This window comes from Paracoccus sp. NBH48 (assembly GCF_015390265.1).
Lineage (GTDB): Bacteria > Pseudomonadota > Alphaproteobacteria > Rhodobacterales > Rhodobacteraceae > Paracoccus > Paracoccus marcusii.
Window position 1 is genome coordinate 165,453 of the sequence record NZ_VUOJ01000003.1, and the last position, 23,945, is coordinate 189,397.

The 23,945-nt window shown below is 69.8% G+C and carries 19 protein-coding genes and 1 pseudogene; 2 read left to right on the forward strand and 18 right to left on the reverse strand.

What is annotated here, in order from left to right; genetic code table 11:
• Positions 1-122: 122 nt before the first annotated feature.
• The 8 genes from F1642_RS06635 to F1642_RS06670 all read right to left on the reverse strand — a co-directional run bounded on the left by F1642_RS06635 (position 123) and on the right by F1642_RS06670 (position 8,325).
• The gene (locus F1642_RS06635) at positions 123-1,199 is read right to left on the reverse strand and encodes an FAD-dependent oxidoreductase (RefSeq protein ID WP_194885828.1); all 1,077 of its coding nucleotides are present in this window, start codon (positions 1,197-1,199) and stop codon (positions 123-125) included.
• The gene (locus F1642_RS06640; RefSeq protein ID WP_046001167.1) at positions 1,196-1,924 is read right to left on the reverse strand and encodes a transcriptional regulator NanR; all 729 of its coding nucleotides are present in this window, start codon (positions 1,922-1,924) and stop codon (positions 1,196-1,198) included. The genes F1642_RS06635 and F1642_RS06640 overlap by 4 nt, the downstream gene beginning before the upstream one ends.
• The gene (locus tag F1642_RS06645) at positions 1,921-3,651 is read right to left on the reverse strand and encodes a hypothetical protein (RefSeq protein ID WP_194885829.1); all 1,731 of its coding nucleotides are present in this window, start codon (positions 3,649-3,651) and stop codon (positions 1,921-1,923) included. The genes F1642_RS06640 and F1642_RS06645 overlap by 4 nt, the downstream gene beginning before the upstream one ends.
• Complete coding sequence (locus tag F1642_RS06650) at positions 3,648-4,658, reverse strand: Gfo/Idh/MocA family protein (RefSeq protein WP_194885830.1); 1,011 nt, start codon at positions 4,656-4,658, stop codon at positions 3,648-3,650. The genes F1642_RS06645 and F1642_RS06650 overlap by 4 nt, the downstream gene beginning before the upstream one ends.
• Positions 4,655-5,932 (reverse strand): TRAP transporter large permease, encoded by a 1,278-nt coding sequence (locus F1642_RS06655; protein WP_194885831.1) that lies wholly within the window; start codon positions 5,930-5,932, stop codon positions 4,655-4,657. Before F1642_RS06655 ends, F1642_RS06650 begins: the two co-directional genes overlap by 4 nt.
• Positions 5,929-6,405: a TRAP transporter small permease gene (locus F1642_RS06660; RefSeq protein ID WP_046001168.1), complete on the reverse strand. Its 477-nt coding sequence runs from the start codon at positions 6,403-6,405 to the stop codon at positions 5,929-5,931. The genes F1642_RS06655 and F1642_RS06660 overlap by 4 nt, the downstream gene beginning before the upstream one ends.
• 50 nt (positions 6,406-6,455) lie before the next feature.
• The gene (locus F1642_RS06665) at positions 6,456-7,433 is read right to left on the reverse strand and encodes a TRAP transporter substrate-binding protein (protein WP_052715293.1); all 978 of its coding nucleotides are present in this window, start codon (positions 7,431-7,433) and stop codon (positions 6,456-6,458) included.
• 61 nt (positions 7,434-7,494) lie between these two features.
• Complete coding sequence (locus F1642_RS06670; RefSeq protein WP_046001021.1) at positions 7,495-8,325, reverse strand: phosphogluconate dehydrogenase C-terminal domain-containing protein; 831 nt, start codon at positions 8,323-8,325, stop codon at positions 7,495-7,497.
• Positions 8,326-8,411: 86 nt separating this feature from the next.
• On the opposite strand from F1642_RS06670, the gene F1642_RS06675 reads away from it, so the two are divergent.
• Entirely contained in the window at positions 8,412-9,779 is a 1,368-nt protein-coding gene (locus F1642_RS06675) for a four-carbon acid sugar kinase family protein (protein WP_046001022.1), read from the forward strand.
• Complete coding sequence (gene oiaX / locus F1642_RS06680; RefSeq protein WP_194885832.1) at positions 9,776-11,017, forward strand: 3-oxo-isoapionate-4-phosphate decarboxylase OiaX; 1,242 nt, start codon at positions 9,776-9,778, stop codon at positions 11,015-11,017. Before F1642_RS06675 ends, oiaX begins: the two co-directional genes overlap by 4 nt.
• On the opposite strand, the gene F1642_RS06685 is transcribed toward oiaX, so the two are convergent.
• The 10 genes and pseudogenes from F1642_RS06685 to F1642_RS16115 form a co-directional block, all read right to left on the reverse strand.
• Positions 10,990-12,471 carry a mannitol dehydrogenase family protein gene (locus F1642_RS06685; protein WP_194885833.1) on the reverse strand — a complete coding sequence of 494 codons (1,482 nt, stop codon included), beginning with the start codon at positions 12,469-12,471 and terminating at the stop codon, positions 10,990-10,992. The genes oiaX and F1642_RS06685 overlap by 28 nt on opposite strands.
• Before the next feature lie 81 nt (positions 12,472-12,552).
• Positions 12,553-13,323: an L-iditol 2-dehydrogenase gene (locus tag F1642_RS06690; protein ID WP_194885834.1), complete on the reverse strand. Its 771-nt coding sequence runs from the start codon at positions 13,321-13,323 to the stop codon at positions 12,553-12,555.
• Positions 13,320-14,324, reverse strand: a complete 1,005-nt coding sequence (locus F1642_RS06695) for an ABC transporter ATP-binding protein (RefSeq protein ID WP_045982118.1) — start codon at positions 14,322-14,324, stop codon at positions 13,320-13,322. The genes F1642_RS06690 and F1642_RS06695 overlap by 4 nt, the downstream gene beginning before the upstream one ends.
• A gap of 10 nt (positions 14,325-14,334) precedes the next feature.
• Positions 14,335-15,159 carry a carbohydrate ABC transporter permease gene (locus F1642_RS06700; protein ID WP_194885835.1) on the reverse strand — a complete coding sequence of 275 codons (825 nt, stop codon included), beginning with the start codon at positions 15,157-15,159 and terminating at the stop codon, positions 14,335-14,337.
• Positions 15,160-15,169: 10 nt separating this feature from the next.
• Positions 15,170-16,039 carry a carbohydrate ABC transporter permease gene (locus F1642_RS06705; protein ID WP_046001028.1) on the reverse strand — a complete coding sequence of 290 codons (870 nt, stop codon included), beginning with the start codon at positions 16,037-16,039 and terminating at the stop codon, positions 15,170-15,172.
• Between the two features lie 68 nt (positions 16,040-16,107).
• Positions 16,108-17,433 (reverse strand): sugar ABC transporter substrate-binding protein, encoded by a 1,326-nt coding sequence (locus F1642_RS06710; RefSeq protein ID WP_194885836.1) that lies wholly within the window; start codon positions 17,431-17,433, stop codon positions 16,108-16,110.
• A 132-nt stretch (positions 17,434-17,565) separates the two neighbouring features.
• Positions 17,566-18,521, reverse strand: a pseudogene (locus tag F1642_RS06715) (sugar-binding transcriptional regulator).
• Positions 18,518-19,168, reverse strand: coding sequence for an HAD family phosphatase (locus F1642_RS06720; RefSeq protein WP_045982113.1), 651 nt, complete (start codon positions 19,166-19,168; stop codon positions 18,518-18,520). Before F1642_RS06720 ends, F1642_RS06715 begins: the two are co-directional and overlap by 4 nt.
• A 63-nt stretch (positions 19,169-19,231) precedes the next feature.
• On the reverse strand, positions 19,232-22,912 hold the full coding sequence (locus tag F1642_RS16110; RefSeq protein ID WP_370582824.1) for a DUF3320 domain-containing protein: 3,681 nt from the start codon (positions 22,910-22,912) through the stop codon (positions 19,232-19,234).
• Entirely contained in the window at positions 22,845-23,852 is a 1,008-nt protein-coding gene (locus tag F1642_RS16115; protein WP_304612891.1) for a DUF4011 domain-containing protein, read from the reverse strand. The genes F1642_RS16110 and F1642_RS16115 overlap by 68 nt, the downstream gene beginning before the upstream one ends.
• Positions 23,853-23,945: the final 93 nt, after the last annotated feature.

The window sequence follows — 23,945 nt, forward strand, 5'->3', positions numbered from 1 at the left end:
CTCTTGGGGGTTGGTCGGGAAAGAGGTCTGTCCCGCCGGCATAGCAGCCACAGGTTTCCGATCCGTTACCGGGGCGCCGTCGAACGTGACCAAATCGATCGATCCCGACGGCCGTCGACGGCCTAGCCCTTCAGGCGCGCCATGAACCCCCGGTCGATCCGGTCCTTGACCCGCCACAGCCAGCGGCCCTGCAGGACGACGCCGTGCCACTGGGCCAGCGCCTCCTGTCCGCCAAGCGAGATGATCTTTAGATAATCCCGCTGCGGCCAGAACGCCCGGCAGGGGCGGCCCAGATGCCGCGCGGCCAGGTTCGCCGCCAGCACGGGCGCCTGACGCACGGCAAAGACACCGGCCTTTGGGCGGGGGGCGTGGGTCATGAAGGCACAGTCGCCGGCCGCGAACAGGTCGGGATCGCCAGGCACCTGCAGGCACGGCCCCACGCAAACAAAGCCCGCCTCGTCCACCGGCAGATCGCGCGCCAGCCAGTCCGGCGCACGTGCGCCGGCGATGCCCAAGGTCAGGGCGCTGTCGATCCGCCGTCCGTCGGCCAGCACCACGTGATCGGCCGCGACCAGATGCACGCGCGCCTCCGTCAGGACCGCGACCCCTGCCCTGTCCAGTGCGCGTCGCAGCAGGGTCCGGGCGCGTGGCGTCAGGGCTGCGGCGATGCGGGGCCCGGTCTCGACCAAAGTGACGGGCGCGCGCTGGCGATGGGACAGGGCAAGCGCGATCTCGGCCCCCGCCACGCCGCCGCCGATCACGACCGACGGCAGGCCCCGGTCGGGCAACGGCAGATCGGCGCGCAGCGGCTTGACGGCACGCGCATGGTCACGAAACCCCGCGATTTCAGGCATGACGCCGTGGCTGCCCACATCCAGCGCGGCCTGGGCATAGTCCAGACGCTGCGCCGTGCCGCAGGGCTGCACGGCCGTCACCCGGCGCGCGACCGGGTCGATCCCGGTGATACGCGCGCGCAGAAAACCCGCCCCGTGCCGCGCGGCGAAATCCGCCAGCCCGATGCTCAGCTGGTCGGTGTGGTAATGGCCCGCGATCAGGCCGGGATACATGCCCGAATAGGTCGCGTGTTCGGCCATGTCGACCAGCAGAACGGCCGCGTCCGGCAGCGCCGCCCGCATCGGCGGCAGCGCCAGCAGATTGGCATGCCCCGCCCCCAGCAGCAGGATGGGCGCCCCGCTCACCCCTGGGCGTTCTGATGCGCGTAAAGACCCACCGAGCGGTCCAGATGCGCCTGCATCGCCGCCACCGCGCCGTCCGGATTATGCGCGGCGATCAGGTCGGTGATGGCCTCGTGCTCGCGCAGGGTGATCTGTTCGTTGCCCGACCAGTGCAGCAGCACGCCATGATACTGGAACAGCCAGCGCAGCATCGACTGGCTGGTGGCGACCAGGATCGGGTTGCCCGAAATCGCCGCGATGCGCGCATGGAACGCCATGTCCTGGGTGACGAAGCGCGCGGCATCGCCCAGACAGTCCCGCTGCGCGGCGATCAGGTCGCGCAGGTCGGCCACGTCGGCCTCTGTCGCGGTCTGGGCGGCCATGCGCACCAGCCCGCATTCGAACATCCGCCGCGCCTGCTTCAGGTGGTCCAGCTGGTCGGGTTCCGACGACAGCAGCATCCGCGCCACGTCGTCCACGCGGCTGAGGACGCTGTCCGCGCTCAGCGCGTTGACGCGGCTTCGCTCGCCGTGACTGATGGTGATCAGGCCCATGGTGTGCAGGTGCTGCAGCGCCTCGCGCACGGCGGGGCGGCCGGTGCCGAACCGCTCCATCAGGTCGCGCTCTGACGGCAGCGGCGCGCCGGGCGGCAGCTCTCCGCTGGCGATCATGTCGCGCAGGCGGTCGAACACCTGGTCGGACAGCTTGCGCCGGACGATTCGGTCGGAAGGGTCGGTCGGTTGCATCATGCCCATGGTTTAGGACGGCCCGCGCCCGCCTGCAAATCCGGCGCGTCGTCCTGATCCCAGCCCCAGGGCGCCAGCCCCGCCTGCGCACGGGGCGTGAGGTTCGCGCGCAGGACGCGCCCGCCCAGATGCAGCCGCACCAGACCGCCCCCCTGCGCGCCCAGGACACACGCACCGGCCAGCGCCGCCAGCGCGGCCACGACCCCCGCCACCGGGCGCGGACGCCCGTCGGGCGCAAAGAGGCCACGCGGACCAAGGACCTCGGCCGGGGTCCAGACCGACAGCCCGGCGGGCGCAATGGCCGCGGCCAGCCCGCAGGCCCAGGCCGCCGCGAACCCGGTCTCCTGGCGTGGATCGTCATCGGTCATGCAGACGCGCCCGCGCCCCGGATTGGGGATGGTGCGGCTGCCATAGGGGTTGTGGCGCATGGCGATGGTCGAGGGCCCCAGCCAATAGTCCGCATCCCCCGCCAGAGCGCGCCCCGAGGCCAGGATATGCGGCACCGCCTCCAGCGCCTCGACCACCGACAGGTCGTCGGCGGCATGCACGATGGGGCAGAGCCCATGCGTCACGACCGCCAGCCCCGGCGGCGGCGGCTTGCGGTTCAACTCGGGAAAGAAGCCCGCCACGCCGCCGCCCACCGGAAGCCCCGCGAAACCCGCGCGCGCCGCCGCATGGACCTGCGACAGGGGCGCGCAGGGCGGCCAGTCCGAGCCCGGCGGCGTCGATTGCCAATCGGGCCGGGCATGGACCAGCACCGTGGCTGCGGCCAGGCCCGATGCCGCCAGCGCCGCGGCATGGCGGGCGAATTCCTCCTGCGGATCGACCCCGGGGTCGCACAGCGCCAGCAGCTCCAGATCATAGTCCGGGCCGGGCAGCGCCGCCTGCAGCGCGGCAAAACCGGCCAGGTCGCGCGCGATGTCACCAGCCGCATCCAGATGGCACAGCAGGCGCTGCGCCCCGATCGCGGCCAGATCCTGCGGCGCGCGGGCCAGATGGGCCGCATCCGCCCCGGTCAGGGCCAGTGCCGTCTGCGGAAAGCGCGGCTTTGCCACGCGGGTCTGCGGGCCGGGAACCGGGGTCATGGGCGCGGCCGGGGTCCAACGGATCGTGACGGTCTGGGTCGTCTCGCCCTCCAGACGGTAGGGCCAGGGCCGCGCAAGCGGTCGGTTGTAGGTCTTGAATGAGGCATCGCCCCATTGGCGCTGATCCTCCATCTCGAAGATGTCGCCGTCGAAGCGGCAATGGACGCGCCAGCCGCCCGCCTGATGGGTCAGGCCGGTGATGTCCATGAAGGGCTGCCACGGCGCGATCAGCGTGGGAAAGCGCGCCTGCTGCGGCGGGCCGTCCGCGTGATCGACCATGACCGGCGCCCCCGCGACCCCGGTGATCGGGTGCAGCAGCGTGAAGCCGGTGCGGTTCGTCCAGACCTGCCCCCGCGCCCCGATCACCGCCCGCGCGGTCAACCCGTCGGGCGTCAGATCGACCGTCAGCGCGGCGCGCACGCTGCCCGTGCCCATGTCATACCGCGCCGTCCAGGCGATGCGCGGGCCGTCTGGCCCGTCGGACAGGCGCAGATCGTCGATGCGGGGCACTACGGTGCCCCAGTCGCGGTCGCGGACCAGGAAGGCCAGGCCGCGGATCGCCTCGACCCCGTCCAGATGCAGGTGGCGCAGGCGGTCACCCTCCAGCACCAGCCGCGCCGGCCCGCAGGAGAGCGTCCGCGTCACGGCCGGACCCGGCTGCCGTCGCGGGCCGAGGCATAGGCGGCCTCGACCAAAGCCAGCGTGGCCAGGTTGTCGCGCCCCGAGGTCTCGGGCACCCGGCCCTCGCGCAGGCAGGCGACGAAGTCCTGCTGGATCAGCGCGACGCTTTCCTGGATGTTGTGCCAGGGCCGTTCGGCCCAGGGCAGCAGCGGGGGCGACACGTCGCGCACCTGCCGGTCGCCGCGGCGGTCGATGACCAGCCGGTATCCGGCCTCCAGCCGCAGCGTGCCCTCGGTGCCGTCGATCTCGATGAGGGTCTGGGGAAAGGTCTCGTCCCGCCGCGTCGCATAGGAGCAGTCCACGACCGACGTCACCCCACCTGCGTGATCCATCAGGATCGTCGCCACGTCCTCGCCGCGGATCGCGGGGTTGATGCGCGCGGTGCTGGCCGACAGGCGATCCACCTCTCCGAAGAGGGCGCGGGCGATGTCCAGGATATGGATGCCCAGATCCTGGATGATGAAGCGCGGATCGGTCGCCAGATAGGGCTGTCCCGAGAAGACGTCGTAGCCCGACCGGAAGCTGACCCGCCCGAAGAAGGGCCGCCTCACCGCGCCCTCGCGCAGCGCGGCCAGCACGGCGCGGATCGGCGACTGCCAGCGGAAGTTCTCATGCACCATCAGGACGCGGCCCGCGCGCTCCATCGCGGCGACCATGGCGCGGGCATTCTCCAGCGTCTCGGCAAAGGGCTTCTGGCAGATGGCGTGCAGGCCGGCCTCGGCCGCCGCCATCACCAGCGGGCGGTGCGAGGGCAGGGTCGTGGCGATGTCGACCACGTCCAGATCCGCCTCGCGCATCATCCGCGCCGCGTCGTCAAAGCGCTGCGCGATGCCGAAGCGCGCGCCCATCGCGGCCAGCCGGTCCGGGTCGCGGTCGCAGATCGCGGTGACCTGCGCCCCCTCGGCATCGGCCCAGCCCTGCATCTGGTTCACCGCGAAGAAGCCGCAGCCGATCAGTCCGACCTTGATCATGGCATCATCCACCAGCCCAGCCCCAGGGAGATGGCGGGAACATAGGTGATCGCCGCCAGCATCACCAGAACCGTGGCGATGGGCCAGACCAGCGACCGGAACAGCGCCTGCACCGGAACCTTCGCCACAGCGGCCGCCGCGAAGAGGTTCACCCCCAAAGGCGGCGTGATCATGCCCAGCGCCAGGTTCACCACGATGACGATGCCGAAATGCACCGGATCGATGCCGAAGCTGATCGCCACCGGCGTCAGGATCGGGGCCAGCACCAGGATCGCGGCGCTGGTCTCGATGAACATGCCCACGACCAGCAGCAGCAGGTTGACGCCCAGAAGGAAGGTCAGCGCGCTGCCGAAATTCTCCTGGGCCCAGGTGCCGACGGCACCGGGCAGGCCCGACAGGCTGATCAGGAAGCTGAACAGCGCCGCCGCCGAGATGATCAGCATGACCGCCCCCGACGACACCGCCGCCGCGCGGAAGATGCCCGGCAGGTCGGACCAGGACAGTTCGCGATAGACGAAGATCGACAGGATCAGCGCATAGATGACCGACACGGCGGCGGCCTCGGTCGGCGTGAAGACGCCGCCATAGATGCCGCCCACGATGATGATCGGCATCATCAGCGCCCCGAAGGCGCGGCGCGCGGCGGGCAGGATGGCCCGGCGGCCCTCGCCGTCCCGCTTGCCGTGGCCCTTCACTCGGCACCAGATCTGGACCATCACGACCAGAGCGGCGGCGATCATCAGCCCCGGCACCATGCCCGCCAGGAACAGCCGCGTGATCGAGGTCTCGGTCGAGACCGCATAGAGGATCAGCGGCACCGAGGGCGGGATGATCACGCCCAGTTCGGCGGATGACGCCTGGATCGCGCCCGCCATGCCCACCGGATAGCCGTGGCGCAGCATCGCCGGGATCAGGATGGACCCCACCGCGAAGGTCGTGGCCACCGACGACCCCGAGATGGCCGCAAACAGCATGCAGGTCAGCACGCAGCTGCTGGCCAGCCCGCCCTGGATGTTCCCGACCATGGATTTCACCAGATCGACCAGCCGGGCCGAGATGCCCCCCTGGGTCATGATCGCGCCCGCCAGGATGAAGAACGGCACCGCCATCAGCGGAAAGCTGTCCAGCCCGGTGAACATCTTCTGCGGGACGACCACCAGCGGTAGGTTCGAGAAGAAGTGGATCGCGATGATCGAGGCCAGCGCGATGGACACCGCCACCGGTACCGACAGCGTGAACAGGGCGATCAGCCCGGCAGCGAGGGCAGAGTTCACGGGCGTTCCCTTTCCTGATCAACATGGCGCAGCAGCACGCCCGGAATGGCCATCAGCGCGCCCAACGGGATCGCCGCATAGAACAAGCTCATCGAGGTGCCCAGCATCGCGACCCGCTGCGCCTGCACCCGCAGCGTCATGGACCAGCCCTGCCAGACCAGCACCGCCAGAAAGGCCAGCGTCAGCAGCGTGACCAGCCGGATCACCCAGATCTGCGCAGGGCCGGGCAGCAGCCCGCGGAGAAAGTCGATGGGGATCATCGCGCCAAGGCGGAAGCCCGCCGCCGCGACCAAGAGCGTGGACCAGATGATCAGGCCACGGGCCAGGATCTCGGACCAGCCGGCGGCATGGCCCAGGCCAAAGCGCGTGACGACCTGGAAGAAGACCAGCCCCGTCGCCACCGCCAGCAGCAGCGCGGCCAGGTTGTGGGCCAGCCGGACGACGCCCTCGGCCCAGGCTTCGACATGTCTCATGGTGATGACCCCGATATGGGGCGGGGCCACAGGCGGCCCCGCCGGACGCCCTAGTCCTGCGCCGCGCGGATGCGCGCGATCAGCTCGGGCGCATAGCGGTCGGCGAACTCGTCATAGGCCGGCTGGACCGCGGCGGCGAAAGCGGCCTTGTCAATGCCGTCGATCACCTCCATCCCGTTCTCGCGCATCAGGGCGATGCCCGATTCCTCGTTCGCGGCGACGGTCTTGCGCGATGCGGCGGCGGCGGCCTGGGCGGCCTCCACGAACCAGCCCTGCTGTTCCTCGGTCAGGCCGTCCCAGTGGATCGCGGACATGGCCACCACGGCGGGCGAGTAGACATGGCCCGTCAGGGTGATGTTGTCCTGGATCTCCCACATGTTGTTGGCGGTGACGATGGGGATGGGGTTCTCCTGCCCGTCGATGGTGCCCTGCTGCAGCGAAGTCAGCACCTCGGTCCAACTCATCGGCGTGGGGGCGGCCCCGGCGGCGCGGAAGGCCGCGATATGCACCTCGTTCTCCATCGTGCGCAGCTTCAGCCCGGACAGGTCGGCAGGCTCGCGGATCGGACGGACCGAGTTAGTGATGTGGCGAAACCCGTTCTCGGCCCAGGCCAGGCCCACGATGCCGTGCGGCTGGAAGCTGGCCAGCAGCTCCTGTCCGATCTCTCCGTCCAGGACCGCATGCGCGCTGGCGTAGTCATCGAACAGGAACGGAAAATCCAGTGCATAGACCTCTGGGACGAAGTTGCCGATGGGTCCGGTCGAGGAGATCGTCAGCTCGACCGTGCCTATCTGCAGCCCCTCGATCACGTCGCGTTCGCCGCCCAGGGCGCCTGCCGGGCGCAGCGCGATCTCGAAGGCACCGTCGGACCGTTCCGCGATGGTGTCGGCAAAGGCGCGCGCTGCGTCGCCGTAGTGGCTGTCGGCGGGCGGGGTGAAGGCCAGGTTCATCACCTTTGCCTGGGCCAGCGCCGGTCCCGCACCCAGCAGCATGGCCAGCATCGACGCGGCGGTCATCATCTTGGTCATCGAAGGTCTCCTCCCTTGTGTTGGTGATCGCGGCGGACGCTCCCCCGCCCGCCGCGCGATGTCAGGTGATGCGGTGGATGCTGGCCTCGACCTCGTCCCAGTCGAAGACGCGCTTCCAATCGTCGCGCATCAGCATCGGCTTGCCGAATTCGATGGCCTTGTTGCAGGCGTCCGAGAACGCGCCCTCGCGCTCGTTGAACAGCACCGCGCCCAGGATGTTCATATGGCCTAGCAGAAAGTCGCGGGCGCAGTCGTGGCTGACGCCGCTGCGCGCCACGCATTCGTCCAGCGCCTCGCGCATCACCGCCAGCAGCGAGGCGCAGACCGTCTCGGACAGGCCCGGCTCCAGCATGGCCATCTGCCTGACGGTCACCTCATGGCTGCGGGCGACGGGGGCATAGATCGCGCGGGCGATGCTGTCGCCCAGTGCGTAATGCTCGCGCGGGCCCTGCATCAGCGCGTTGACCACGCCCTGCTTGGCCGCCACGCCGCCGAAATGGTCGGCCCGGCCCTCGGGCGTGTCCTCGTCGTTCCAGATCGGCGGGTGGCAGGGATGGGTCACGAAATAGGTGATGTCGGCCCGCTCGGGCAGATGGCCCGCAAAGGGCGCGGCCGCATCCAGCACCACGACCATGGTCCCCGGCGCCAGCTGCGGCACGACCGCGCCCGCGACCTTGCCGATCACCGTGTCCGGCACCGCCAGGATCACCACCTCGGCGCCCGCCAGCGCCGCCTCCTGCGGGACGCAGCCCAGCCCCGTCTCGGCCTTCAGCCGGGCCTGTCCGGCGGGGCTGACCTCGACATGGGCCACCTCGAAATCGGTCCGGGCCAGGTTCGTCGCCAGACGCACCCCCATCTTACCGCCCGCCCCCAGCAGCGCCACCTTGGTCATCTCGGTCTCCTCCGGCCTTCGGGAATCACTTGCCTAACTGGTATGATGAGGTGATAATTATTCCGTTACGTCAAGAGGGGATGCGAATGACCGATCTGCGGCTGGCCTGGCTGGGCGACGACTTCACCGGCGCCGCCGCGGTGATGGAGGTGCTGACCTTCGCCGGCCTGCCATCGGTCCTGTTCACCGAACCGCCCACAGCCGCGATGATGGCGCGGTTCGCGGATTGCGCGGCAGTGGGGCTGGCCACGACCGCCCGCGCACAGGGACCGGACTGGATGGCCGAACACCTGCCACCGCTGTTCGCCGCGCTTGACGCGCTGCAGCCGCAGATCCTGCATTACAAGATCTGCTCGACCTTCGATTCGTCGCCACATATGGGCTCGATCGGCGCCGCCATCGCGGCGGGCCTTTCGGTGCGCCCCTCCCGAGCCGTGCCCCTGCTGACCGCCGCCCCCGCCATGCGCCGCTATCAGGCCTTCGGGCATCTCTTCGCGGGCAGCCCGCAGGGGGTGTTCCGGCTGGACCGGCACCCGGTCATGGCGCACCACCCCGCGACGCCCATGGCCGAATCCGACCTGCTGGCCCATCTGTCCGCGCAGACCGACCTGCCCGGCGCGCTGATCGACCTGGAGGCGCTGGCAACCGACCCGCAGGCCCGGCAGGAGGAGGCGCTGACCCAGGGCGCGCGCATCCTGTCCATCGACGGCATGGACCCGGCATCGGAGGCCGCGGCGGGCGCGCTGATCTGGCGGAACCGCGCGCGCATGGGTTTCGTCGCGGGCAGTCAGGGGGTCGAATACGCGCTGGTGCGCCACTGGCAGCAGACGGGGGACCTGCCCGCGCCGCCGCCGCCCGCCTCGGCCGGGCGCGTGGCGCGCATCGCGGCGGTGTCGGGATCGGTCTCGCCGGTGACGGCGGCGCAGCTGGACTGGGCGGGGCGGCACGGCTTTGCGCTGCTGCCCTTTGACGCGCGGGCAGCCTGCGGGTCCGAGGCCGATCTGGCGGCCGAGGTCGCGCGCCTGACCGCCGCCGCCCTGCGTGCCGCAAGTGACGGCTCCAGCCCGCTGATCCATTCGGCTGCGGGCCATGACGGCGCACAGGTCGGCGCGTTCCGCAGCGCTCTGTCGGCCTCCGGCCTGGCGCCCGAGACCGCCGCCCGGCGCATCGGAGAGGGGCTGGGCCGCATCCTGGACGGGGTGCTGCGCGGGTCAGGCATCCGCCGCGCGGTGATCTCGGGGGGCGACACCTCGGGGCACGCGATGCGGCAGCTGAGCCTCAGCGCCCTGACCGCGCTGGCCCCCACCATCCCCGGCGCCGCGCTGTGCCGGGCCTATGGTGACGGCCCGCATGACGGGCTGGAGATCGCGTTGAAGGGCGGGCAGATGGGCTCGACCGATTATTTCGGCTGGATCCGCGACGGCGGCGGCCCCCGACATCAGGAGCAGCCATGATCCGCGTCACCTATCGGCTGGAGACCCCGGGCGACCCGCGCGCCATGGCCGAGAAGATCGCGGCCGACCAGTCCACCGGCACTTTCACCGACCTGCCCGGAGAGACCGACGCCCTGCGCGCCCGCCACGCCGCCCGGGTCGAGGACGTGACCCTGCTGGAGCCCCTGCCCCAGCCCTCGCTGCCCGAGGGCGGGGGGCCGGTGCGGCGCGCCCGCGCGACCATCGCCTTTTCGCCCGACAGCATCGGCGGCGACATCGCGGCGCTGCTGACGGTCACCACGGGCGGCCTGTTCGCGGCGCGCGGCTTGACCGGCATGCGGGTGTTGGATTTCCACCTGACGCCCGATTTCGCGGCCCACCCGGGGCCGCAATTCGGCATCGAAGGCTCGCGCCGCCTGACCGGGGTGGCAGAAGGGCCGATCATCGCGTCGATCATCAAGCCCTCGCTTGGCCTGACCCCCGATCAGACCGCCGAGGTCGTGCGCACCTTGTGCGAGGCCGGGGTCGATTTCATCAAGGACGACGAAAAGATGATGTCGCCCGCCTATTCCCCATTCGAGGCGCGGGTCGATGCCGTCATGGCGGTGATCCGCGATCACGAACAGCGGACGGGCAAGCGGGTGATGTATGCCTTTGGCCTGTCATCCGCGGACCCGGACGTGATGATGCGCCGCCACGATCACGTCGTGGCACGGGGCGGCAATGCGGCGGTGGTGAACATCAATTCGATCGGGCCGGGGGCGATGGCCTTCCTGCGAAAGCGGTCGGCGTTGTGCCTGCATGCGCATCGCAACGGGTGGGACCTGCTGACGCGCCATCCGGGCCTGGGCTTCGACTTTCGCGCCTGGCAAAAGATCTGGCGCCTGCTGGGCGTCGACCAGTTCCAGATCAACGGCATCGGCGCGAAATACTGGGAGGGCGACGACAGCTTCGTGCAGTCGTTCCAGGACGTTACAACGCCAATCTTCTCGGACACGGACCGGGCGCTGCCTGTGGTCTGCTCGGGCCAATGGGGCGGGCAAGCCTTCGAGACCTGGGCCCGCACAGGCGGCACGCTGGATCTGATGTATCTGGGCGGCGGCGGCATCCACGGGCATCCGAACGGACCGGCCGCCGGGGTGCGCGCCATCCGCAATGCCTGGACTGCGGCCGGCGCGGGCCTGACGCCCGCCCAGGCCGCAGCCGATTGCCCTGACCTGGCCGCCAGCTTTCAGCGGTGGGGCATGCCCGCGACATAGGCCGCCAGCGTCGCCCGCACCCCGTCCCGGCGCAACGCGGCCAGCGCGTCGCCGAAGGCCGCGACCAAGGGCGCGGACCCCGCCAGATCGCCAAAGATTGCGTGCTGGGACAGGAACGCCTGCGGATCGTACTTTGCCGCCAGCGCATGGTCGCGCAGCGTCGCATGGGCGTCGTCATTGGGTGCGATCGGCGCGCCCGCCTCGGTCGTGCCTTCGCAATAGCGGCACCACAGCGCCAGCTCCAGGGCCAGCCCGTCGATGGGCGCGCCCGCCGCCAGCCGGTCGCGCAGCGTCGGCAGGATGAATTTCGGTTGGCGGTTCGACCCGTCCAGGCACAGGCGCGGGATGGTGTCGCCGATTTCCGGGTTCGAGAAGCGGCTGACGATCAGCGCCAGGTATTCGTCATAGCTGACGCCCGGAATGGGCTGAAGGGTCGGGATGATCTCGCGCGTCTCCAGCGCGCGCAGCCAGGCGGCGATGTCCGCGTCCGCCATCGCGTCATGCACGAAGTGATGCCCCAGCAGCGCCGAGGCATAGGCGATGGCCGCATGCCCGCCGTTCAGGATGCGCAGCTTCATCAGCTCGTGGCGGCTGACATCGGCGACGAATTCGGCGCCCACGGCCTCCAGCGCCGGGCGGCCTTGGGGGAAGTTGTCCTCCAGCACCCATTGGCGGAAGGGCTCGCAGACGACGGGGGCGGCGTCCTGGATGCCGAAGCGGTCGCGGACCAGGGCGCGCTCGCGGTCGCTGGTGGCGGGGGTGATGCAATCGACCATGCTGTTCGGAAAGGCCACGTTGGCCTGAACCCAATCGGCCAGCGCGGGGTCCTGCGCGCGGGCCAGCCCCGTCAGGGTGCGGGCACAAACATGGCCGTTTTCCGGCAGGTTGTCGCAGGACAGGACGGTGAAGGGCGCATGCCCCGCCGCGCGCCGCGCCCGCAGCGCAGCCAGGATCATGCCGAACACGGTGCGCGGCGCATCCGGCGCGCTTGCGTCATGGACCATGTCGGGGTGACCGGCATCGAAGCCGTCGGTCTTGGCGTCGACGTAATAACCGCCCTCGGTGATGGTCAGCGAGACGATGCGGATCGCCGGATCGGCCATCGCGGCGGTGGTGGCTGCGGGGTCCACGGCCACGAAATCGATCATCGACCCCAGCACCTGTGCGGACAGGCCCGCGGGGTCCAGCTCGACCAGCGTGGTCAGCCAGTCCTGGGCGGCCAGCCGTTCGCGCATCGCGGCGTCGCCCGGACGCACGCCCGCGCCGATCAGCGCCCAGCTGTGGTCGCGCCCCTGAGCGAACAGCCGGTCCAGGTACCACGCCATGTGCGCGCGGTGGAAATTGCCGACGCCGACATGCAGGATGCCCGCCGTCAGGGCGCTGCGGTCATAGGCGGGGCGTGCCACGGTGTCGGGCAGCCCGGCCAGCGCGGATTGGGTCAGTTGGATGGCCATGATCGGACCTTTCGTCAAATCGCCCCGTGGCCGCGGCGCAGGATGCGCGCGGGGGGCCGGGAATTGCAGGGGGTGCGGCGGTCAGCTGAGCCAGTTGCCGCCGTCGACATTGTAGGTCTGGGCCACGATGTAGTCGGCCCCGTCGGATGCCAGGAACACCGCCATGCCGGTCAGGTCGGCCGCAGTGCCCATGCGGCCGAAGGGGACGGCGGCGCCGACCTCGGCCTTTTTCTGGCCGGGGGCCTTGCCTTCGTATTTCGCGAAGAAGGCGTCCACGCCGTCCCAATGTTCGCCGTCGACCACGCCGGGCGCGATGGCATTCACGTTGATGCCGTGGGCGATCAGGTTCAGGCCCGCCGATTGCGTCAGGCTGATCACCGCGGCCTTGCTGGCGCAATAGACCGCGACCAGCGCCTCTCCCCGGCGGCCGGCCTGGGACGCCATGTTGATGATCCGCCCGCCCTTGCCACGCGCGATCATGGACCGCGCGACGGCCTGCATCATGAACAGCGTGCCCGACACGTTGACCGCCATGATGCGGTCGTAATCGGCGCGGGCGATCTCGGTGATGGGGGCGGCGGTGAACAGGGCCGCGTTGTTGATCAGGATGTCGATGCCGCCGAACTGCTGTTCGACGGAGGCCACGCAGGCGTCGATGCTGGCCTGATCGGTCACGTCCAGCGCCGCGGCGATGGCACCCTCGCCCAGACCCGCGGCCGCCGCGCGGGCGGCCTCCAGGTTGATGTCGCAGATGGCGACGCGCGCGCCCTGATCCAGATAGGCGCGGGCGAATGCCAGCCCGATGCCGCGCGCGGCCCCGGTGATCAGGGCGGTCTTTCCCGACAGCATCATGCCACCCGCGCCCCCGTGGCGTCAAAGCGGTGCATCTGCGCGTCGTCCGGGGTCAGCCAGACGGTGTCGCCGTGATGCAGGTCGATATTGCCGCCCGCGCGCACCGTGATGGTGTCGGCCAGACCCGTGTCCTCGACATAGAAGAACGTGTCCGATCCCAGATGCTCGCTGACGCCGACGCGCCCGCGCCACTTGCCGTGATCGGGCGACACCGCGATGTGTTCGGGCCGGATGCCAATGGTGTGGGCACCGTATTCCGCGGCCGCCGCCCCGTCGATCAGGTTCATCTTGGGGCTGCCGATGAAGCCCGCGACGAACAGGTTCCTGGGCGCGCGGTACAGCTCCATCGGGCTGCCGACCTGTTCGATGTTGCCGGCGCGCAGGACCACGATCTTGTCGGCCATGGTCATCGCCTCGACCTGGTCATGGGTGACATAGATCATCGTGGTCTTCAGGCGGTTGTGCAGCTCGCTGATCTCAAGGCGCATGCCGACGCGCAGGGCGGCGTCCAGGTTCGACAGCGGCTCGTCGAACAGAAACGCGGCCGGTTCGCGCACGATGGCCCGCCCGATGGCCACGCGCTGGCGCTGGCCGCCCGACAGCTGGCCCGGCTTGCGGTCTAGGTAATCGGTCAGGTTCAGCGCCTTGGCGGCCGCCGTGATGCGGCGGTCCTGTTCGTCCTGCGGCACACCCGCCATGCGCATCGGAAAGGCAATGTTCTTTCTGACCGACATGTGCGGGTACAGCGCATAGGACTGGAACACCATCGCCAGGCCGCGCTTGGCCGGGGGCGTGTCGGTGGCATCCTTGCCGTCGATCAGGATGCGCCCGCCCGACGTGTCCTCCAGCCCCGCGATCAGGCGCAGAAGGGTGGATTTCCCGCAGCCCGAGGGGCCGACGAAGACCACGAACTCTCCGTCGTTGATGTCCAGGTTCAGGGGCGGGATGACCTCGACGTCTCCGAACCGCTTGGTCACTGCTTCAAGGGTAATGCGTCCCATGATGGTCCCCTTATTTCACCGCGCCGAAGGTCAGGCCGCGGACAAGTTGTTTCTGGCTGAACCAGCCCATGATCAGGATCGGCGCGATGGCCATGACGGAGGCCGCCGAGAGTTTCGCCCAGAACAGCCCCTGCGGGCTGGAGAAGCTGGCGATGAAGGCCGACAAGGGCGCCGCGTTGGTGGTGGTCAGCTGGATGGTCCAGAACGCCTCGTTCCAGGCCAGGATGACGTTCAGGAGCATGGTCGACGCGATGCCCGGAACCGCCATGGGCGTCAGCACGTACAGGATCTCGTCCTTGAGCGTGGCACCGTCCATGCGCGCGGCCTCCAGGATCTCTCCGGGGATCTCGCGGAAATAGGTGTAGAGCATCCAGACCACGATCGGCAGGTTGATCAGCATCAGCATGACCGTCAGGCCGATCCGCGTGTCCATCAGCCCGGTGCGCAGGAAGATAAGATAGATCGGCACCAGCACCGCGACCGCGGGCATCATCTTTGTGGACAGCATCCACATCAGGATGTCCTTGGTGTGCTTGGTGGGAGAGAACGCCATCGCCCAGGCCGCCGGGATCGCGACGATCAGCGCCAGGATGGTCGAACCCACCGCCAGGATCACCGAATTGGTGAAGGGCTTCCAGTAGTTGTTCTGGGTCTGCACCGCCTCGAAGCTGGACAGGGTGAAGGACGGGATCAGGCTGAAGCCCGAAATGGCCTCCTGTTCCGTCTTGAGGCTGGTGATGATCGTGTAGAGGATCGGGAAGAAGATCACCAAGGCCACGATCCAGGCGGCAATGGTATAGCCGAACTTGGTGCGGGTGCTTACTGCGCGTGCCATGGGATGCTCCTCAATCCAGGTTCTTGCCGACGGCGCGCATCAGGAAGAACGCGACGATGTTGGCCAGGATGACCGCGATGATGCCGCCCGCGGCCGCACCGCCGATGTCGAAGTTCAGACGGGCCGCGCGATAGATGAGATAGGTCAGGTTGGTGCTGGCATTGCCCGGACCGCCATTGGTGGTCACCAGGATCTCGGCATAGATGCCCAGAAGGAAGATGGTCTGGATCAGCACCACGACGGTGATGGCGCGTGCCATGTGCGGCAGGGTCAGGTGGATGAACCGGCTGACGGCGCCCGCTCCGTCCATCTCGGCCGCCTCCATCTGTTCGCCGTCCAGCGACTGCAGGGCGGTCAGCAGGATCAGCGTCGCGAAGGGCAGCCATTGCCAGGCCACGATGATGATGATCGAGGTTAGCGGATATTGCGCGAACCAGTCCACCGGCTGCACGCCGATGGCGCGCGCGATGTCGGCGAAGACCCCATAGGATGGGTGCATGATCATGTTCTTCCAGATCAGCGCGGCCACCGGCGGCATCACGAAGAACGGAGAGATGATCAGGATCCGCACGATCCCCTGTCCGAAGATCGGCTTGTCGATCAGCAGGGCGATCGCGATGCCGCCGATGACGGTGATCGCCAGCACGCCCAGCACCAGGGCCAGCGTATTCCAGATCGCGTCGAAGAAGGCCGGATCGGTGTAGAAATACTGATAGTTGAACCACCCTGCCCAGCTGACGGAGGCCGGGTTCAGCAGGTTGTAGTTCAGGAACGAGTAGTACAGCGTCATCCCCAACGGGACGATCATCCAGATCAGCAGCAGGATGATGGCAGGTGCGCGCATCAGGCGCGCAAGACTTGCGGTCTGGCGGGTGGCCATGGCTTGCGTCCTTTTGGGGAAAGCGGGGGTGCGCCGCCCCGCATGTCGGGGGCGGCGCGGGTCGCGGCTTACTTGGGATAGCCCGCGCGCGCCATTTCACGGGCGGTGCTGGACTGTGCCGCCGCAAGGGCGTCCTCGGCCGACATCTGGCCTGCCAGCGCCGCCGAGAAGGTCTGTCCGACCGCCGTGCCGATGCCCTGGAATTCCGGGATCGCGACGAACTGGCCGCCGGTATAGGGAATGTCCTGGACCGACGATTTCTGCGTGTCGGCGGCGTTGATCGATTCCAGCGTCATGGCCGCGAACGGAGCCTCGGCCTGATAGTCGGGGTTCTCGTACAGCGACGTGCGCGTGCCCGGAGGTGCGGCGCGCCAGCCCTCGGCTTCGGCCACCATGTTGGTGTATTCCTGGCTGGTCGCCCAGGCCACGAAGGTCTTGGCCGCGTCCTGCTTCTGGCTGGAGGCCGGGATGGCCAGGTTCCACGCCCACAGCCAGTTGCCGTGGTTGTCGACGCCTTCCTTGTTGGGGAACTGCGCAAAGCCCACGCTGTCCGCGACGGTCGAATCCTCGGGGTCGGTCACGAAGCTTGCGGCGACGGTCGCGTCGATCCACATGCCGCACTTGCCCTGCTGGAACAGCGACAGGTTCTCGTTGAAGCCGTTCGACGACGCGCCCGGAGGACCGTATTCGTTCATCAGCGTCAGATAGTCGGTCAGCGTCGCCTGCCATTCGGGGCTGTCGAACTGGGGCGCCCATTCCATGTCGAACCAGCGCGCGCCATAGCTGTTGGCCATGGCGGTCAGGAAGGCCATGTTCTCGCCCCAGCCCGGCTTGCCGCGCAGGCAGATGCCATAGACCTCGTTATCCTTGTCCGTCATCGCCTTGGCGGCGGCGGTGATGTCGGTCCAGGTCGGGTTGTCGGGAATGGTCACGCCCGCGGCCTCGGCCAGGTCGGTGCGGTACATCACCATCGCCGATTCGGCATAGAACGGCGCGGCGTACAGCGTGTCGTTCACCGACAGGGCGGCACGCACGGCAGGGACCAGGTCGTCCACGTTGTAGCTTTCGGGAAGGTCGTCCAGGGGCGTCAACCAGTCCTGCGCCGCCCAGATCGGAACCTCGTAGGTGCCGATGGTCAGCACGTCATACTGCCCGCCGCTGGTGGCGATGTCGGTGGTGACGCGCTCGCGCAGGATGTTCTCCTCCAGCGTGACCCATTCCAGCTGGATGTTCGGGTTCGCCTCGGTGAAGGGCGCGGTCATCTGCTGCATGCGGATCATGTCCCCGTTGTTCACGGTCGCGATCGTCAGGGTCACGTTGTCCTGCGCGGCGGCCATGCTGCCGACGGCGCACAGGGCCGTAGCGCCCAGAAGGGCGCGGAATGTCGTGGTCATGTAGTCCTCCCTTGGCGGTTGGGCATTTGCCCTTCCGATGGGCATATACTCGCCCCGTCTTGCAAATCTGTCAACGCAGATTCCCCGCCGCAGCGCAGCGAGGGTGTAACAGCCTGACGACAGTGCAATTCTTCAGGCCAGCAGGCGTTCCGCCGTCGCCTCCGAGGTAATCAAGCCGTTGATCAGCCCCCCCACCATCGCCGCACGGATGGCCGGCAGCTTGGCCTGTCCCGAGGCGACGGCGATCACCGGACGGTCGCTCCCGCAGGGCAGCGGCGCCGACGCCACGCGGCGGTTGAAGTCGCAATCGATCACCTGGCCCCGGGCGTCATAGACCCAGCTGGTGATCTCGCCCACGGCACCGGCGCGGGCCAGCTGCGCCATTTCGGCCTCGCTCAGGAAGCCGTCGACATGCAGCGGCGCGGTCATGTCCATCTGTCCGATGCCCACCAGCGACAGGTCGGCGCGGGCGCACAGGTCGATGGTGTTGCGGGCGGCCTGCTGTCCCTGCATCGCCGCCAGTTCCGCCGCGTCGCGCGCCAGCACCGGCAGCGGATAGGGAAAGTGCGGCGCGCCGATGCGCTCGGCCAGCCGGATCGTGGCGTTGTAGGGGTGGCCGACCCGTCCTCCATCATGTTGCCGAGGCGGGACACGACGACATGCTGAGGACAGGTCATGCGGGGCAGCTGTTCCACCGTGGCGCGCAGGTTGCGCCCGGTGCCAAGGCTGACGATCCGCCGTTCGGGCGATTTCAGCACGCGTTCCAGATGCGCGGCGGCGGCGATGGCGATGCCAGCCAACAGGTCCGGCGCCTCGGGGTCCGACGGCGCGACCTCGGCCGTCAGCAGGCCGAACCGGTCCTGCAGCGCGCGCGCCAGGTCCATGCAGCGTCCGATCGGGTGATCCAGGCGGACCTTGACCAGCCGTTCGGCCAGCGCCATCGCGACCAGACGCTGCGCGGTCTGGCGGCTGACGCCCAGCTTGCGCGCGATCTCGTCCTGGGTGTTTCCGGCGACGTAGTACAGCCACCCGGCGCGGGCGGCATCGTCCAGGCGGGTCGTTTCGGGGGTGAAGTGGTTCTGGCTCATGCGGGCACCTGGATGCGCGCCAGCAGATCGGGGAACTGCGACCAGCAGTCAAAGCCCTCGTCCGTTGCGGGCTGTCCCGCCAGATGGGCGCCGCCGCGGTACTGCAGGACCCGCATTCCAGCCGCGCGGGCCGCCTGCAGGCCGGGCTGGCTGTCCTCGATCACCAGGGCATGGGCGGGATCGACGCCCATCCGTTCGGCCGCGAACAGGAACAGGTCGGGCGCGGGCTTGCCGCGCGCCACCTGGCTGGCCGTAAAGACGTCCGCGCCGAACCGCTGCGCCAGGTCCAGCACCGCCAGCGTCCGCGCCACCCGCGGCGGGCTGGACGAGGTCGCGACGCAGACCGGCAGCCGGATCTGCGCCAGCGCATCGGCAAAGCCCGGCGTCGTGCGCAGATCGGTGTCGAACCGCGCCAGCAGGCGGGCCCGATAGGTGGCCTCGAAATCGGCGGGCAGGGTCAGGGCAAAGCGGTCGCGGATCGAGGCTGCGACCGTGGGAAAGCTGCGCCCCAGGAAATCGCGGCGCACATCGTCGGGCGTCACGACGATGTCCAGACGCGCCAGCTGGTCGATCAGCACCTGCGCGGACAGCACCTCGCTGTCGGCGATGACGCCGTCGCAGTCGAAGATGATCAGGTCCACGCGCATCGGTCCGGCTCCCTTGCCTTGTGCGGCAGCCATAATCGCATTCCGCCCGGCGGGGAATAGGCCTCAGGCCGCGGCCATGCCCAGCAGCACCCCCGATATCGCCTCCGACAGGTCCGGCCCCACGCGCTGAAAGCCCAGAAGGCGCGCCACGGCGCGGGTCAGCTGGTCGGGCGTCATGCCGCCGTTCTCGGTCCGGATCATCCGCGCGGCGGCGGCGATCTCCTGCGGGGGCAGGCAGGCGGCCTTCAGCAGGCTGCCCGTCTCGGCGCTGCGGTCGCGGACGGGGGGGCTGTCGGCCTGCGCCCGGGTCATCAGGAAATCGCCCTGCCGCGTCAGATCGGCGTCGCCGCGCAGGGCCAACGCGGTGGCGCGGGCCACGGCCTCTCCGATCCGGCTGCCGGTGCGGGTCTTGCCGAACGCGGCGGCGATGCGGCGCGCCACCTCGTCGGCATGGACCGGACCTTCGGCGCGGATGACGGTGGCGGCCAATTCGGCCAGCACGGCATCGGGCTGGTCATGCGGCTCTCCCTCGGACGGGGCCTGCAACTCCGCCCGGCGATAGGGCGGCACCGACAGCGACGGCTGCGCCAGTTCAAGGGTCGCTTCCGGGGCGTCCAGCGGGACGGGCCGCGCCCCATGGTTCGCGCCGCGCGGGCGGATGCCGTCCTGCGCCGCATCGCGGGCCTTCGACAGGGCATCACGCAGCCGCGCGATTTCCGCCTCGCGGCGGTGGAACCAGTCGGTGCTCCAGATGCGGTGGAACCGCCAGCCCAGATTCTCCAGGATGTCCTGGCGCAAACGGTCGCGTTCGCGCGCCCACAGCGCACCGTGATAGGCGGCGCCGTCGCATTCGACCGCCGCCAGGTACTGGCCCGGACGGTCGGGATGGCGCACGCCCAGATCAATGCGGAACCCGGCACTGCCGACCTGCGGATCGGCCAGATAGCCCAGATCGCGGATCACGCGCGCGACATCCTCCTCGAACGGGCTGTCGGGGGCCAGACCGGTGGGGCGGCGTTCCTCGATGATGCCCGACTGCGCAAAATCCAGGAACCGCTTCAGGACGCGCGGCCCCTCGCGGGTGGTCCGCGACGGATCGATCTGGCCCGGGTCAAAGGACGCGAACACCTCGCAGCGGATGCGCGCGCGGGAAAACAGCACGTTCAGACGACGCTCTCCGCCCTCGCCGTTCACCGGGCCGAACTGCATCCGCGTCAGCGGCCCATCGGGTTCGGACGGACCGTAGCCGACCGAGATCAGGATCACGTCGCGTTCGTCGCCTTGCACGTTCTCGATGTTCTTGACGAACACGTCCTCGGCCCCGCCCTCGCGCAGCAGCGCGTCCAGCGCCGGGTCGCGGCGGCGGGCGGCATCCGCCACCTCGGTCAGCATGTCGGCCTGCGCCTTGGAGAAGGCGACCACGCCCAGGGACAGGCCCGGCCAGTTGCGGGCGTGATCGGCCATGGCGGCGACGACGGCCTCGGCCTCGATCCGGTTCGTGCCCGCGCGCCCCCGCCCGCTGCCGCGCGCGGCATAGGCGCCGGACACGCGACGGAACTTTAGCCCGTAATCAGGGTCCAGCTGCAGGGGCGACGGCGGCAAAACCAGCCGGTCGTCATAGAATTCCGCGTTCGACACCCGGATCAGCGACGGGTCGCGCGACCGGTAATGCCATTCCAGCATCCGCGACCGCAGCCCGCGCGCCTCGCACAGCGACAGGATGCTCTCCATGTCGGCCACGTTCGCGCCTTGGGGGCCGTCCTCGGGTTCGTCCTGGTCTTCGGCATCGTCGACCAGGCGGTCGAAGAACGATGTCGGCGGCAGCTGCTTCTGGTCGCCCACCACCACGATCTGGCGCGCGCGCGCGATGACGCCCAAGGCGTCCTCGGGGCGGATCTGCGACGCCTCGTCGATGACCAGCAGATCAAAACTGATCGCATCGGGCGGCAGGAACTGGGCGACCGAGATCGGGCTCATCAGCATCACCGGCTTGATGCGCTGGACCATCGCGCCCGCGTTGCGCATCAGCAAGCGCACCGGCTTGTGCGCGCGGCGGCGAGCGATCTCTCCGCGGATCAGGCCCATCTCTCCCTGGGTGCCGCGGGGCAGCTGATCGAAATGTCGCGACAGGATCAGCGTCTTGGTGGCCTCGATCCGCTCGGCCTCCAGCTGGCGGAACAGGCCGACCAGGTCGTGGCGATCCAGCATCGGCAGATCGTTCAGCGCGGGACGCGCCTGGCGGGCGGCGTTCCAGCGCGCCTCGGCGCAGGCATAGGCGAACTCGGTCGCGGCGTCCTGCGGGGCCAGATGCCCGGCGCGCACGGCCTCGACCACCGCGGCTGCGCCGTGGCGGCCCGCCACCTGTGCGTCGCGCGCCAGATCGGCCCATTCGGCATAGCGGGCGGGCGCGTCGGCCATGCCCGACAGCGCCGCCTGCCAATCCGCGATCGGCGCATCGCCCGCAAGGCCCGCGGCCTCCGCGTCCAGGTCCAGCCTGTCGCGAACCCGCGCCAGCGCCGCCCGCGCATCCTGCACGGCCGTCGCCAGCGCATCGCCCTGTGCCGCGGGGTCGGGAATGTCGGTCAGCGCTTGCACCACCGCCGCCCCGTCCGGCAGGCAGCCGTCCAACTCTCCCAGCCAGCCCGCCACCGCGGCCAGCCGTGCAAAGGGCGTCCGCTCGCCCCGCCAGTCGGTCCCCAGGGTCGCCGCCAGATAGGCTTCGTCGTCGGCCAAGATGCGGCGCAGGCGGCGCAGCGCCACCAGCTCATCCGCCAGCGCCAGCCGGTCGGCGGCCGCCGACGGCATCGGGCCGACCAGCAGCGTCTGCAGCTGTGCCGACGCCGCGCGATAGGGGCCGAACAGCCGACCCAGGAATGACCCCACCCCGCGCGCCAGCCCGGCCCGCAGGGGCGCGGGGTCAAGATCCGGCGCGGCGGGGGTGAAACGGGTCAACACCTGTTCCTGGGCCGCCGCCCATTCGGCGCCCGCCTGCAGCGCCTGGACCAGGCGGGGATCGCGGGCGGCCGCGAACAGGGTCGCGGCGTGATCCGCCGCCCCCTGGGGGGCGCGCGCCAGCAGACGCAGCATCCGCACCCGCGCTTCGGCCCGGTCCAGCGTCGGCTGGCCCTGTGCCGCGACCGCCTGCAGCGCCGCCAGCGCGGCGCGCAGGTCGTCGCCAAGCCGCGCCAGATCGGTCGGCTGCAGGTCCAGCGCCCGCGCGCCGCGGAACGGATGGGCCTGGGGCGGACCGGCCCGGTCGCGCGCCGCCACGAAACGGGCGATGGCCTGCGCCGCCTGTTCGCGTGCGGTGGCGTCCAGCGCCTCCAGGCCGTCCAGCGGGATGGCCGGCGGGCGGGCGCCCTGTCCGATGAACCCGATGATCCGCGACAGCGCCGCATAGGGCGCCTCGTCCCAGGGCGGCAACGGGTCGTGCAGCAAGCCCGTGACCGCGTTCAGCATGTCGCGCGTCTGGCGCAGGCGCGCGGGGTCCGCCGTGGCGGGCAACGGATGCGCCCCGGCCATCAGGGTCCGGCCCAGCTCCTGCGCCAGGGCCTTCTTGTTGGCGCTGCGCGAATGCAGCTCAAGGCAGATGTCGCGCAGGCCCGCGCGGGCAAGGCGGTCGTGGACGACCGACAGGGCGGCCATCTTCTCGGCCACGAACAACACCGTCTTGCCGTCATGGGCGGCGGCGGCGATGATGTTCGTGATGGTCTGCGACTTGCCCGTGCCCGGCGGGCCCTGCACGACCAGGCTGGCGCCCGCACGGACCTCCTCGATGACCTTGGTCTGGGATGCGTCGGCGTCGATCACCTGGATGATGCGCGCCGGGTCCAAACGGTCGTCCAGCCGGTCGCGATCGCCGAACAGCGGCGCGTCGCCCGCAAACCCCTGCGCCAGCAGCCCGTCCAGCAGTGGGTTTCCGTCGAACGCCCCCTCGGGGCCAGTTGGCGGGGTCCAGGTCGCGGTGCATCAGCAGCTTCGCGAAGGAAAAGAACCCCAGCTGCATTCCGTCGCGGTCCACCTGCCAGTCCTGCTGGCCGGACACGGCGTCCTGAACCAGGCTCAGATAGTCGCCGGGCGTCCAGTTGTCGTCCTCCTCGATCTCGGGCAGATGGATGCCGAAATCCTGGCGCAAACGCTCCTGCAACGGCAGGTTGGCGGTCAGGTCATCCTCGCGCGCCATCAGGTCGAAGGTCGAGCTGCGGTCGTTGCGCACCAGCTGCACAGGCAGCAGGATCAGCGGCGCCTCGCGCAGGACCTGCGATCCGGGCGCCTCGCGCCAGCGCAGGAACCCCATCGCCAGGTACAGCACGTTCAGGCCCTGCTCCTCCTCCGCGGTGCGGGCGTCGTGGGACAGGCGCAGCAGGCGGCGGGCCAGCGCCTCGGGGCCCAGGGGGGTCTCCAGTTGGCTGTCGGACTGGGTCTGCGCACCAGGCGCGGCCAGCAGCAGCACGCCCTCGGGCGTGGCCGTGTCGCTGCCCATGGCGCGAAAGCGCATGCGTTTGCCCTGGATGCGCAGCAGGCGCCAGACCTCGTCGCTGCGTTCGTGGATGATGTTCAGGCAGCTGGCGCGCTGATTGTCGCGGTTCACATGGATCAGGCGGTTGCGCGTCCCCGTCTCCAGCAGCTTGCGGCGGGCGGCATCCAGAGTGCGGGTCAGGGCGGCGGGCTGGGATTGGGTCATCGGTCCAGGTCTTCTCGTTGCGCGTCCGACCCCAGGGGGGCGGAAGGGGAACATAACCGCAACCTGAACGAAAGACGAGGGATTCCAGACGGA

What these genes read in the sequence shown, in the direction of transcription:
- F1642_RS06650 (WP_194885830.1), bottom strand. Translation starts at nt 4,658, where the DNA reads ATGATCAAGGTCGGACTGATCGGCTGCGGCTTCTTCGCGGTGAACCAG.
- F1642_RS06720 (WP_045982113.1), bottom strand. Translation starts at nt 19,168, where the DNA reads ATGCGCGTGGACCTGATCATCTTCGACTGCGACGGCGTCATCGCCGAC.
- F1642_RS06690 (WP_194885834.1), bottom strand. Translation starts at nt 13,323, where the DNA reads ATGATGCTGTCGGGAAAGACCGCCCTGATCACCGGGGCCGCGCGCGGC.
- F1642_RS16115 (WP_304612891.1), bottom strand. Translation starts at nt 23,852, where the DNA reads ATGACCCAATCCCAGCCCGCCGCCCTGACCCGCACTCTGGATGCCGCC.
- F1642_RS06710 (WP_194885836.1), bottom strand. Translation starts at nt 17,433, where the DNA reads ATGACCACGACATTCCGCGCCCTTCTGGGCGCTACGGCCCTGTGCGCC.
- F1642_RS06670 (WP_046001021.1), bottom strand. Translation starts at nt 8,325, where the DNA reads ATGACCAAGGTGGCGCTGCTGGGGGCGGGCGGTAAGATGGGGGTGCGT.
- F1642_RS06685 (WP_194885833.1), bottom strand. Translation starts at nt 12,471, where the DNA reads ATGGCCATCCAACTGACCCAATCCGCGCTGGCCGGGCTGCCCGACACC.
- F1642_RS06700 (WP_194885835.1), bottom strand. Translation starts at nt 15,159, where the DNA reads ATGGCACGCGCAGTAAGCACCCGCACCAAGTTCGGCTATACCATTGCC.
- F1642_RS06695 (WP_045982118.1), bottom strand. Translation starts at nt 14,324, where the DNA reads ATGGGACGCATTACCCTTGAAGCAGTGACCAAGCGGTTCGGAGACGTC.
- F1642_RS06640 (WP_046001167.1), bottom strand. Translation starts at nt 1,924, where the DNA reads ATGATGCAACCGACCGACCCTTCCGACCGAATCGTCCGGCGCAAGCTG.
- F1642_RS06675 (WP_046001022.1), top strand. Translation starts at nt 8,412, where the DNA reads ATGACCGATCTGCGGCTGGCCTGGCTGGGCGACGACTTCACCGGCGCC.
- oiaX (WP_194885832.1), top strand. Translation starts at nt 9,776, where the DNA reads ATGATCCGCGTCACCTATCGGCTGGAGACCCCGGGCGACCCGCGCGCC.
- F1642_RS06660 (WP_046001168.1), bottom strand. Translation starts at nt 6,405, where the DNA reads ATGAGACATGTCGAAGCCTGGGCCGAGGGCGTCGTCCGGCTGGCCCAC.
- F1642_RS06665 (WP_052715293.1), bottom strand. Translation starts at nt 7,433, where the DNA reads ATGACCAAGATGATGACCGCCGCGTCGATGCTGGCCATGCTGCTGGGT.
- F1642_RS06705 (WP_046001028.1), bottom strand. Translation starts at nt 16,039, where the DNA reads ATGGCCACCCGCCAGACCGCAAGTCTTGCGCGCCTGATGCGCGCACCT.